This window comes from Erwinia tasmaniensis Et1/99, assembly GCF_000026185.1.
GTDB lineage: Bacteria > Pseudomonadota > Gammaproteobacteria > Enterobacterales > Enterobacteriaceae > Erwinia > Erwinia tasmaniensis.
The window spans coordinates 2,063,607-2,076,245 of the sequence record NC_010694.1 but is presented as its reverse complement, the minus strand read 5'-3'; the positions used below and the strand labels follow the sequence as shown (position 1 = coordinate 2,076,245).

Sequence of the window (12,639 nt, the reverse complement as noted above, 5' to 3'; positions counted from 1 at the left end):
TGCGGAGGGGATAGGGAGATAAACAAAACAGGCTGGCCCGCCGGGGGCCAGCCCGGTCGATTAAAAGCGGCTGTCTACAGCATCCGCGAGCTGCTGCAACACCTCGGCGCTGTCTTGCCAACCCAGGCAGGGATCGGTGATTGACTGACCGTAAAGCAGCGGGATACCGGGCTGAACTTTCTGGGTGCCTTCCTGCAGGAAGCTTTCGAACATCACGCCGGCAATCGCCTGGCAGCCATTGCGGATTTGCTGCGCCACATCGGCGGCGACTTCTTTCTGTCGGCGGTGCTGTTTCAGGCAGTTGCCGTGGCTGAAGTCGATAACCAGCCGGGGAGGCAAATGAAATTCGCGCAGGCAGTCTGCGGCCGCGGCGATATCTTCCGCGTGATAATTGGGCGTCTTGCCGCCGCGCATAATGATATGGCCCGCAGGATTTCCGCTGGTTTGATAAATGGTCATCTGGCCGCGTTTATCTGGTGAAAGGAACATATGGCTCACACGCGCGGCGCGAATGGCATCCACCGCAATGCGAATATTGCCGTCGGTGCCATTTTTAAAGCCCACCGGGCAGGACAGCGCCGAGGCCATTTCACGGTGGATCTGGCTTTCCGTCGTGCGCGCACCAATTGCCCCCCAGCTGATCAGGTCGGCAATAAACTGTCCGGTCACCACATCGAGAAATTCAGTGGCGGTGGGCATACCGAGCGCATTGATGTCCAGCAGGAGTTTACGCGCCACGGCCAGACCATGATTGAGGCGGAAGCTGCCGTCGAGATCCGGATCTGAAATCATTCCCTTCCAGCCCACGACCGTGCGCGGTTTTTCAAAATAGGTGCGCATGACGATTTCAATACGTGAATGGTATTTTTCGCGCAGTGTGCATAACCGCTCAGCATATTCCAGCGCCGCCACCGGGTCATGTAGAGAGCAGGGGCCAACCACAACCAGCAGGCGCGGATCTTCGCCATTAAGAATACGGGTAATACGTTTTCGTGACGTTGTCACGTTATCGGCAATGGCCGCATCGATCGGGAACCTCTCCTGCAATTCAGCCGGCGTAACCAGGCTCTCAATGCGTGCGGTCCGCAGTTCATCAGTTTTGTTCATCTCGTTCTCTAGAATTCCGTCTTCACGCGGCAGGAACGCCGGGAAGTCATGCGCTTCACCTTAAAGCAAAGCATGATGATTTCAACCGCAAATCGGCAGGCGCAGCACCGATTTATTTTGCTGCCGTCAGAGGGCATGAACGACGTTCAGTACATACGGCGTGTCAGGCTCATGATATCGAGGATCTTAGTGGCGATTTCCTCCACCGAATAGTTGGTGCTGTTGAGATAGCGGATCTGCTGGGTGCGAAACAGTGCTTCAACCTCACCGACTTCCAGCCGACACTGGCGCAGAGATGCGTAGCGCGTATTCTCGGCGCGCTCCTGTCGAATGGCAGCCAGGCGTTCCGGCTCAATCGTCAGGCCAAAAAGTTTATGCTGGAAGGGCTTCAGCGCCGCGGGCAGTTTAAGGTTATCCATATCGTCGGCAATGAACGGGTAATTGGCCGCGCGTATACCAAACTGCATCGCCAGGTACAGGCTGGTGGGGGTTTTGCCACAGCGTGACACGCCCAGCAGGATAACCTGTGCATCCTCCAGACCGCGTAACGAAATACCGTCATCGTGTGCGAGGGTATAATCAATAGCGGCGATACGCGCATCGTACTTGCTGAGGTTACCCGCGGTAAGCCCGTGCGTGCGATTTGCAACCGGGGCTGGAAGTAACCCCAGCTCTTGTTGTAAAGGGCCGACCAGAGACTGCACGATATCCTGACAGAAGCCATCGCTTTGCAAAATGATATCGCGTATCACCGGCGTTACGATGGAAATAAAGACCAGCGGGCGCAGGCCACTCTGCTGATACAGCGCGTTGATTTGAGCCTTTACCGCCTGAGCGCGCTGTACGGTTTCGACAAAGGGCAGGGTAACGCCGTGCGTGGCGACAGGGAATTGCGACATCACCGCATGGCCGAGCACTTCAGCGGTAATTGCCGTGCCGTCAGAAATATAAAAAACACTGCGTTCGGTGTTTACGTCCATCTTGTCTCCGACTGTCGTTGTCTGTGCAGCCTAAGTGAGTTTGCCTGTTTGAGGCAAATCGAGATGAGCCAGTGAGAAAATTATCATCAACATTCATGATGAAATTTATATTTGAAAAAATGCCTTTGTACATAAATATTAATTGAATTTGCTATGAATTCTCCAATCGCTATGCCTTTTTGTCGCCGTTATTTAAAAAATCATTCTTATAAGGAATCATTACCTAGCGTTATGCGGACCTATTTTCATTAAAATACTGATTTTATAACTAACTGTTTTTAAATGAAATTTAAATAAGTACTGCCCCGAGTGTCTGATACATGTAGCACGGAGGATTCTTAAAGTGATTGATTTCGCCAGCTTGAACGATTCAACACTTTATCTCTCCCTTTCATCTGTGCCAGTCTCATAAAGTACATACCGTACCGCACCATTTATCATTACTTCTTACAAGGATTGAATCAATGTCCAATCAAGGCGAAGCGCCGCTTGTACTCTGGTATGACCAGTTAGGCATGCACGATGTCGATCGGGTGGGAGGTAAAAATGCCTCTCTGGGTGAAATGATTACCAACTTGTCATCGCTGGGCGTTTCCGTCCCGAATGGCTTTGCGACAACCTCAGCGGCGTTCAACCTGTTTCTCGATCAAAGTGGCGTTAATCAACGTATCTATGAGCTGCTGGATAAGACCAATATTGATGACGTTGATGAGCTGGCCAAAGCGGGCAAACGGATACGCCAGTGGGTGATCGAAACGCCGTTTCAGCCCGAGCTGGAACAGGCTATTCACTCTGCTTACAGCCAGCTGTCTGCCGATGATGCCGGGGCGTCGTTTGCCGTGCGCTCGTCGGCCACCGCGGAAGATATGCCCGATGCTTCATTTGCTGGCCAGCAGGAAACTTTTCTCAATGTACAGGGCTATGATGCGGTGCTGGTGGCGGTGAAACATGTTTTCGCTTCCCTGTTCAACGATCGGGCGATTTCTTACCGCGTGCACCAGGGCTACGATCATCGTGGCGTGGCGCTTTCTGCGGGCATTCAGCGCATGGTTCGCTCCGATCTCGCGGCTTCTGGCGTTATGTTTACCATTGATACCGAGTCGGGGTTCGATCAGGTTGTGTTTATTACCGCCGCGCACGGGCTTGGCGAGATGGTGGTCCAGGGGGCGGTGAACCCGGACGAATTCTACGTGCACAAACCCACGCTGGCGGCCGGGCGGCCGGCAATCGTGCGCCGCACGATGGGGTCGAAAAAGATCCGCATGGTTTACGCCGACTCGCGGGAGCACGGCGAGCAGGTGAGCGTTGAGGATGTCCCGCAGTCCGACCGGGACCGCTTCTGCCTGAGTGATAAAGAGGTTGAAGCGCTGGCTTTGCAGGCGGTACTGATTGAAAAGCATTATCAGCGCCCGATGGATATCGAATGGGCAAAAGATGGCCATACCGGCAAGCTGTTTATCGTTCAGGCGCGTCCGGAAACGGTTCGCTCGAATGGGCAGGTGATGGAGCGCTACACGCTACGGTCTGGGGGTAAAGTCGTGGTGGAAGGCCGTGCCATTGGCCACCGTATCGGTGCCGGAGAGGTAAAGGTCATTCACGATATCAGCGAAATGAACCGGATTGAAAAAGGGGACGTGCTGGTCACCGATATGACCGATCCCGACTGGGAACCGATCATGAAAAAGGCTTCGGCGATCGTGACTAATCGCGGAGGGCGCACCTGTCATGCTGCGATCATTGCGCGTGAGCTGGGTATTCCCGCCGTTGTTGGCTGCGGGCACGCCACGGAAATTCTGCGCGATGGTCATAAAGTGACGGTCTCCTGTGCGGAGGGCGACACGGGCTACGTCTACCAAGGTCTGCTCGATTTTGAGGTTAAAAGTTCGCAGGTGGATGAAATGCCTGCTCTGCCGCTGAAAATCATGATGAACGTAGGTAACCCGGACCGGGCTTTTGATTTTGCCTGCCTGCCGAATGAAGGTGTCGGGCTGGCACGCCTGGAGTTTATCATCAACCGTATGATCGGCGTGCATCCGAAGGCTCTGCTGGAGTTTGATAAGCAGACGCCCGAACTACAGCAGCAAATCCGCGGCATGATGAAAGGCTTCGATGACCCGCTGGAGTTTTACATTGGCCGCCTGACTGAAGGGATCGCCACGCTTGGCGCCGCGTTTGCGCCCAAACGGGTTATCGTTCGTCTGTCGGACTTCAAAACCAATGAGTATGCCAACCTGGTAGGCGGCGAACGCTATGAGCCGGAAGAAGAGAACCCGATGCTGGGCTTCCGAGGTGCGGGGCGTTACGTTGCCGACAGCTTCCGCGATTGCTTTGCTCTGGAGTGCGCGGCGGTCAAACGCGTGCGCAACGAGATGGGGCTGACCAACGTTGAAATCATGGTGCCGTTTGTGCGTACCGTTGCCCAGGCCCGGGCGGTGGTGGAAGAGCTGGAACGCCAGGGGTTGAAGCGCGGGGAAAATGGACTGAAAATTATCATGATGTGTGAGATCCCCTCAAACGCGCTGTTGGCGGATGAGTTTCTGCAATTCTTTGATGGTTTCTCCATCGGCTCTAACGATATGACGCAGCTGACCCTGGGATTGGATCGCGATTCTGGCGTGGTTTCAGAACTGTTTGACGAGCGCAACGATGCGGTTAAAGCCCTGCTGTCAATGGCAATCCGCGCGGCTAAAAAGCAGGGCAAGTACGTAGGTATTTGTGGGCAGGGGCCGTCGGATCATCAGGATTTTGCCGCGTGGCTGATGGCGGAGGGTATTGATAGCCTGTCGCTGAATCCGGACACCGTGGTACAAACCTGGATCGGCCTGGCCGAACTGAAATAATTACCTGTCCCTACGGCTGCCCGACGATGGGTGGCTGCTGACACCGAGGACAATCGATTAACCGATTGTCCTTTTTTTTGCAAAAAAAAGCCCATCACAGGGGATGGGCAAAGACTACACACAGCAATTCTTTAGTTCACTCTGGGGAAATACGCTTATTCAAAATCAGACAGGTGATTTCAAACCTTGAGGTCATACTAGGGAAGAGGGTTTACGGCGTCTTTAAGAATCATCTTATTAGTTATCAACGATAATGTTTTCTCGCCTGATAACCTGTTTTAACCGGTCTTAATGAGTAAAAAAAAGACAATTCAGCGAATTAAGGAGGTGAAATAAGTGAAACCTCACGATTCGGCATCGGTTTTCGCCGTCGGACGTTACGATTTCAGTTAGAAAATCATTCTAAATACTAATGATTCCGGCCAGATGATCTGGCCGGAAGGGGAAAATTATACCTTCAGCTGGTGCGACTCGGCATCCACTTCAGCCAGTTCTTCAACCACAGCCAGCGGATCTTCATGGGGGGCAGGGGCTTCATGAACCCATACTGACACCAGCCGGTAGGATATGGCCAACACCACGGGACCAATAAACAGGCCAATCATGCCAAAGGCGATCAGCCCACCGATGACGCCAGAGAGGATCAGGATCATCGGCAGGTCTGCGCCCATGCGGATCAGCACTGGACGCAGCACATTGTCCAACGTGCCCACCACGCAGCTCCAGACCAGCAGAACCGTACCCCAGGTGGTATCACCGCTCCAGTAAAGCCAGATAATGGCCGGAACCAACACGACCAATGGCCCCAGCTGAACCAGGCATGACAGGATCATCAGCACGGTGAGGATAGTGGCAAAGGGTATGCCGGAGATGGCCAGTCCGATGCCGCCGAGTACCGCCTGCACTAATGCGGTGACGACCACCCCCAGCGCAACGGCGCGAATAGCTTGCGCCGCCAGCAATACCGCAGCATCGCCACGGCGTGACGCCAGCCGAAACGCGAAATGCCGGATCCCCTGGCCTACCTGCTCACCACGCCAGTAGAGCAGCACGCTGAACAGCAGCATCAGGCCAAGATGCATCATAAAGCGACCAAAATGACCGGCCTGAGCAAAAAAGAAGCCGGTAGTGCGGCCTATATAGGGCTGTACCTGGGCGAGCAGTGCCGTACCGCCGCCGGCGACCAGGTTATGGTAAGCCGAGTAGAGCTTTCTGCCCACCAGCGGAATGCTTCTCATCCACTGGAGTTCGGGCATTTGCAGATGCCCGGAGCCAAGCCAGGCGATCAGCGGCCCGCTGTTCTCGATCAGGCTGTTCACCAACAGGGCAACGGGAATGATAAAAACTAAAATCAACAGCAGCGTCATGGTGATCACCGCCAGAGAGCGCTTTCCCCACAGCAGGCGCTGAAATTTGATCATCAGCGGCCAGGTGGCGATAACTACCATGCTGGCCCAGGCAAATCCCAGTATAAATGGCTGAACTATCCAGAAACACGCGACGATCGTGAGGCTGATAAACAGCAGTGAAAACACGATTTGTGCCAAGTCCCAACCTTTTTGCGCGTTCTTCATCGATTAACAATGACCTCATATAAGATGCGATTTAGCTAAAAATTCAGCTCGGGCGAATTTAATACCCTGAACCTGAGCTTTAAATCCGTATGGGAAATACAGATTTGCGTCAGACGCGACAGATTATGCTTTTACTTCGTTTTTTGAAATAACGACAGGTGATAAAAAAATGTGATAAAACGAATCACTGCGCAATTTGAGCACCGCAAACGTTTCACATAACTTTGGTCTTTCTATAATGATCCCACTGATTTCACAGGCACCAGGCCTTGAACCTCTGGTACTGAATTTTCTGGATGCGTTAAAACAGCAGGGTTTCAGCGGCGACACCGCCACCCACTACGCCGACCGTCTGCTGATGTCAACGGATAACAGTATTTACCAGCTGTTGCCCGATGCGATTATTTTTCCACGCTCAACTGAAGACGTGGCGATCCTGTCGCGTTTGGCGGCCGACAGCCGTTTCGACTCGCTGGCATTTACGCCGCGCGGCGGCGGCACCGGCACCAACGGGCAGTCCCTCAATCAGGGTATTGTGGTCGATATGTCACGTTACATGACGCGCATTCTGGAAATCAACGTTGCCGAAGGCTGGGTAAAAGTTGAAGCGGGGGTGATCAAAGACCAGCTTAACGTCTGGCTAAAGCCGTATGGCTATTTTTTCTCTCCCGAACTGTCGACCAGTAATCGAGCAACGCTCGGTGGCATGATCAATACCGATGCTTCCGGACAAGGATCGCTGGTATACGGTAAGACTTCCGACCATGTGCTGGGTCTTAAGGCGGTGCTGCTGGGCGGTGATATTCTTGACACCCAGGCGATGCCGGTCAGCCAGGCAGAAATCAAGGCGCAAAAAGCGGACAGGGAAGGCGAAATCTACCGTGTGGTGCTGGAGCGCTGCCGCCTGAAGCGCCAGCCGATCGTCGAAAAATTTCCAAAACTGAACCGCTTTCTGACCGGTTACGATCTGCGCCATGTGCTGAGTGATGACCTGGCTTCCGTCGACCTGACGCGCATCCTTTGCGGTGCCGAGGGAACGCTGGCCTTTGTTACCGAAGCCAGACTTGATATTACCCCGATCCCGAAAGTACGGCGGCTGGTTAATATCAAATATGATTCGTTTGACTCGGCGCTGCGCAACGCGCCCCTGATGGTTGAAGCCCAGGCACTGTCGGTAGAAACCGTGGATTCAAAGGTGCTTAACCTGGCGCGTGAGGATATCGTCTGGCATTCGGTGAGTGAACTGATCGCCGACGTGCCTGATAAAGAGATGCTGGGCCTGAATATGGTCGAATTTGCCGGCAACGACCGGGTGCTGATCGACGGCCAGGTGGATACGTTGTGCCTGCGTCTGGATGCGCTGATGGCGGAACGGCAGGGGGGGGTAATTGGCTACCAGCTGTGTGACGATGTTTCCGGCATTGAGCGGATCTACGGAATGCGTAAAAAGGCCGTTGGTCTGCTTGGCAATACGAAAGGCAGCGCCAAGCCGATCCCTTTTGTGGAAGATACCTGCGTTCCGCCACAGCATCTTGCCGATTATATTGTTGAGTTCCGCGCCCTGCTTGATGGCCACAATCTGAGCTATGGGATGTTTGGTCATGTTGATGCCGGCGTGTTGCACGTGCGTCCGGCGCTGGATATGTGTGACCCCCGGCAAGAAATGCTGATGAAGCAGATCTCTGATGAGGTGGTCGCCTTGACGGCGCGCTACGGCGGTCTGCTGTGGGGAGAACATGGTAAAGGATTCCGCGCTGAGTACAGCCCCTCCTTTTTCGGCGATGAACTGTATAGCGAGCTGCGGCGCATTAAAACGGCTTTCGATCCGCAAAACCGGCTGAATCCGGGTAAAATTTGTGCACCGCTCGGCGTTGACGACCCGATACTGAAAATCGATGCGGCCAAACGGGGTACTTACGATCGCCAGATACCGGTTAATGTGCGTAGCGACTGGCGGGGGGCGATGGAGTGTAACGGTAACGGCCTGTGCTTTAATTTTGATGTGAAAAGCCCGATGTGTCCCTCGATGAAAATCACCCGCGATCGAATTCACTCGCCAAAAGGGCGCGCTACGCTAACGCGAGAATGGCTACGTTTGCTGGCGGAGCAGGGGGTTGATCCGCTGACGCTGGAAAAACAGCTGCCCGCCAAAGGCGTCAGTCTGCGTGGCATGATTTTGCGCACCCGCAATAGCTGGCAGGCGAAGCGCGGTCAGTATGATTTTTCGCATGAGGTAAAAGAGGCGATGTCAGGCTGCCTGGCCTGTAAAGCCTGCTCCACGCAGTGCCCGATTAAAATTGACGTGCCCGGCTTTCGCTCGCGCTTCCTACAGCTCTATCACACGCGCTATCTGCGGCCCGTTAGCGATTATCTGGTTGCCACGGTAGAAAGCTATGCGCCACAGATGGCAAGAGCACCTAAGGTCTTTAACTTTTTCCTGCGCCGACCGTGGGTTAAGTCGCTTAGTCAGCGTCATATCGGCATGGTCGATCTGCCGTTGCTCTCATCGCCCACGCTGAAGCAGCAGCTGGCCAGTCACCGATCGGCGAATATCACGCTTGAACATCTTGAAGGAATGAGCGGCGAACAGCGCGCAAACTGCGTGTTGGTGGTACAGGATCCCTTCACCAGCTATTACGAAGCGCGACTGGTGGGTGATTTTGTGCGCCTGATCGACAAACTAGGCTATACCGCGGTCGTGCTGCCTTTTTCGCCTAATGGTAAGGCAGAACATATTAAAGGCTTTTTGCAGAAGTTTGCGCGTACCGCACAAAGAACCGCAGATTTCCTCAATCGTGTGGCGCAGCTGGGGATACCGCTGGTGGGCGTCGACCCCGCGCTGGTGCTGTGTTACCGCGATGAATATAAGCAGGTGTTGGCCGATAATCGTGGTGATTTTCACGTTCAGCTGGTGCACGAATGGCTACAAACCGCGCTGACGGTAAAAGATACGCTGCCGCAGCGCGGAGAAGCATGGTATCTGTTCGGCCATTGCACAGAAACCACCGCGCTGCCGGGAGCAATAAAACAGTGGGAAACGATTTTTGCCCGCTTCGGGGCTAAGCTTGAGAATGTCAGCGTTGGCTGCTGCGGCATGGCCGGCACTTACGGTCACGAAACCAAAAACCTGGAAAACTCGCTGGGAATTTATGCACTTTCCTGGCAGCAGGCCTTGCAAAAATTACCGTTGGACCGCTGCCTGGCAACGGGATATTCCTGTCGCAGTCAGGTGAAACGCGCAGAAGGAAACGCTATACGCCATCCTCTCCAGGCGTTACTGGAGTTAATCTGATTTTTTCAGGATAGAGGGTGGCAACCCTCCTCTGGGATCTTTACGGTTTCATTTGCAACCGCCATTGGGCAAGAGCGGCCCATAACCCCGTTTATTTCGGGGTTTTTCCCGGCAGTGCCACAGGGTATAATGTGGGGCTATCACATAATCGATGATGCGTGCGTAACAAATTCATTTTGCAGCACGGTGGCTTTATTCCACTCGCCGTTGAGCATCAGCTGATGACATAAACGGCTCAATGAGTGTCGTGCCAGCTGCCATGCCTGCATGCGGAACAGTCGCTCACGTGATGTGTTGCTTAGCTCATTAACCAGCCGCTGGTGGAGTTTACCCATTGCGTGCAGATAACTCTGATCGTCACCGTTTAACTGGCAAAGTTCTGCCATATCCAGGCAGGTATCATTGAACTTGCGCAGCTGTTCAATTGTGCACTCGGGACGGTTTAATTTTGCCTGCGCCATGTAGAAATCGACGGTGAGATCACGAACGGAACAGGTGTACTCGTCAATCTTATGTTGTAGCCACGCGCTCATCGACATATTCATTGCTGGTCTCTGGCATGCTAATGATAATCATTATCATATTATAAATGTGACATTATTCAATCACCGACACGATAATATTTATCAATAAATGTCGGCTGTTGTAAAAATCGGTGAGAACGATAAGCAGAGCGGCGCAAAAGAGTAGAATATTTATTGAGCATGCCAGAATGTAGAGTAACAAAATAGAAACATCTTGTTTTCAATCGCTTATCCTTTGAGATGTTAGTCCCAACAGGTAAAGCGCAGTCTGTTTTATCCGGCCAGAGCTTAAAAATGAGTCTGATAAAAACAGCCTTGTTGTTAACCCCTGCAAAACAAGAGGTTGAAGTGATACAGGTTATCACTAACATAGGGGCACTAGCCCGAAGGGCTATCGATAGTGAGGTCAACAATGCAATCAGCAAATCCTGCCACTTTTTCACCAGATGATTATATCTGGAAAGGACTGACGCTAACCGACAGCGCAGCCAAACAAATCATCAGCCTTGCTGCCGGAGACCCCGACATTAAGGGTCTGAAGCTCGGCGTAAAGACGTCCGGCTGCGCCGGTTTCGGCTATACCATGGATATGGTGAAAGAGTCAGCGGCAGATGATTTGGTGTTCAGCCATAACGGAGCGACCTTATTCGTGCCCCTGCAGGCGATGCCCTATATCGACGGCACGGAAGTGGATTACGTGCGCGAAGGCCTGAACCAGATTTTCAAATTTAATAATCCTAAAGCTCAACACGCCTGTGGCTGTGGTGAGAGCTTTGGCGTTGAGTGAAACCTATGTCTCGTAATACTGACGCATCTGACGATGTACAGGTTTGGGAAGGCGGCCATCAGAAATATAAAGAGGGCTTCTTTACCCAACTGCAAACCGAAGAGTTCGAACACGGCATCAATGAAGATGTGGTGCGCGCAATCTCGGCTAAACGTAATGAACCTGAGTGGATGCTGGAATTTCGCTTAAAAGCGTTTGCAGCCTGGTTGGAAATGGAAGAGCCGCACTGGCTAAAAGCCGACTATAAAAAATTAGATTACCAGGATTACAGTTACTACTCTGCGCCATCCTGCGGAAGTTGCGATGACAGCTGCGCATCCGAGCCCGGCGCGAAGCAGGCCTCTGGCAGTGCGCCTGATTACCTGACCCAGGAAGTTGAAGAAGCATTCAAGCAGCTGGGCGTGCCGGTACGTGAAGGGCAGGAAGTGGCGGTTGACGCCATTTTTGACTCAGTATCCGTGTCGACCACCTACCGCGATAAGTTGGCGAAAGAGGGAATTATCTTCTGCTCCTTCGGCGAAGCGATCCACGAGCACCCGGAGCTGGTCAAACAGTATCTCGGCACCGTGGTACCCGCCAACGATAACTTCTTCGCAGCCCTAAACTCCGCCGTAGCCTCTGACGGCACCTTTGTTTATATCCCCAAAGGCGTGCGTTGCCCGATGGAGCTGTCGACCTATTTCCGTATCAATGCGGCAAAAACCGGCCAGTTCGAGCGCACCATCCTGATTGCCGACGAAGGCAGTTACGTTAGCTACATTGAAGGCTGCTCCGCCCCGGTGCGTGATACCTACCAGCTTCATGCAGCGGTCGTTGAGGTTATCATCCACAAAGATGCCGAGGTGAAATATTCCACGGTGCAAAACTGGTTCTCCGGCGGAGATTCTGAAGGTGGTATTCTCAACTTTGTGACCAAACGCGCGCTGTGTGAAGGTGAAAACAGCAAAATGTCCTGGACGCAGTCAGAAACGGGTTCAGCCATTACCTGGAAGTATCCCAGCGTTATCCTGCGCGGTGACAACTCCATCGGCGAGTTCTTCTCGGTGGCCTTGACCAGCGGTCGCCAGCAGGCCGATACCGGCACCAAGATGATCCATATTGGTAAAAATACCAAATCAACCATCATCTCAAAGGGCATTTCGGCGGGTAAAAGTCAGAATACCTATCGTGGGCTGGTGAAGATAATGCCAACCGCGACCAATGCACGTAATTTCACCCAGTGTGACTCGATGCTGATTGGTGCCGAATGCGGCGCGCACACCTTCCCGTATGTGGAAGTGCGCAACAACACCGCCCAGCTGGAGCACGAGGCAACCACATCGCGTATCGGTGAAGATCAGCTGTTTTACTGTCTGCAGCGCGGGATCAGTGAAGACGATGCGATTTCGATGATCGTAAACGGTTTCTGTAAGGATGTCTTCTCGGAGCTGCCGCTGGAGTTTGCGGTTGAAGCGCAGAAGCTTCTGGCTATCAGCCTGGAACATAGCGTGGGCTAAGCCCGCGCGAACAAGAACAGTTTACAGTGCCTTCAGGCA

At 53.2% G+C, this 12,639-nt stretch carries 8 protein-coding genes and 1 other RNA gene; 4 read left to right on the top strand and 5 right to left on the bottom strand.

Annotation, left to right across the window (positions count from 1 at the left end):
- Positions 1-60: 60 nt before the first annotated feature.
- A complete protein-coding gene (locus ETA_RS10255; RefSeq protein ID WP_012441558.1) occupies positions 61-1,107 on the bottom strand; it encodes a 3-deoxy-7-phosphoheptulonate synthase in 1,047 nt (348 codons plus the stop codon).
- 146 nt (positions 1,108-1,253) lie between these two features.
- Positions 1,254-2,087: a posphoenolpyruvate synthetase regulatory kinase/phosphorylase PpsR gene (gene ppsR / locus ETA_RS10250; RefSeq protein WP_012441557.1), complete on the bottom strand. Its 834-nt coding sequence runs from the start codon at positions 2,085-2,087 to the stop codon at positions 1,254-1,256.
- A gap of 464 nt (positions 2,088-2,551) precedes the next feature.
- On the opposite strand from ppsR, the gene ppsA reads away from it, so the two are divergent.
- Positions 2,552-4,927, top strand: coding sequence for a phosphoenolpyruvate synthase (gene ppsA, locus ETA_RS10245; RefSeq protein ID WP_012441556.1), 2,376 nt, complete (start codon positions 2,552-2,554; stop codon positions 4,925-4,927).
- 79 nt (positions 4,928-5,006) lie between these two features.
- Here ppsA and rprA read toward each other — a convergent pair.
- Positions 5,007-5,115: antisense sRNA RprA (rprA, locus tag ETA_RS18825), an RNA gene on the bottom strand.
- A 261-nt stretch (positions 5,116-5,376) separates the two neighbouring features.
- Complete coding sequence (gene ydiK / locus ETA_RS10240) at positions 5,377-6,501, bottom strand: AI-2E family transporter YdiK (RefSeq protein WP_012441555.1); 1,125 nt, start codon at positions 6,499-6,501, stop codon at positions 5,377-5,379.
- 238 nt (positions 6,502-6,739) lie between these two features.
- Between ydiK and ydiJ the strand changes: the two genes are divergently transcribed.
- A complete protein-coding gene (gene ydiJ, locus ETA_RS10235; protein ID WP_012441554.1) occupies positions 6,740-9,793 on the top strand; it encodes a D-2-hydroxyglutarate dehydrogenase YdiJ in 3,054 nt (1,017 codons plus the stop codon).
- Between the two features lie 140 nt (positions 9,794-9,933).
- On the opposite strand, the gene ETA_RS10230 is transcribed toward ydiJ, so the two are convergent.
- Complete coding sequence (locus ETA_RS10230; protein WP_012441553.1) at positions 9,934-10,338, bottom strand: hypothetical protein; 405 nt, start codon at positions 10,336-10,338, stop codon at positions 9,934-9,936.
- 391 nt (positions 10,339-10,729) lie between these two features.
- Between ETA_RS10230 and sufA the strand changes: the two genes are divergently transcribed.
- Both sufA and sufB read left to right on the top strand, forming a co-directional pair.
- A complete protein-coding gene (gene sufA, locus ETA_RS10225) occupies positions 10,730-11,104 on the top strand; it encodes a Fe-S cluster assembly scaffold SufA (protein ID WP_012441552.1) in 375 nt (124 codons plus the stop codon).
- Between the two features lie 5 nt (positions 11,105-11,109).
- Entirely contained in the window at positions 11,110-12,600 is a 1,491-nt protein-coding gene (sufB, locus tag ETA_RS10220; RefSeq protein WP_012441551.1) for a Fe-S cluster assembly protein SufB, read from the top strand.
- Positions 12,601-12,639: the final 39 nt, after the last annotated feature.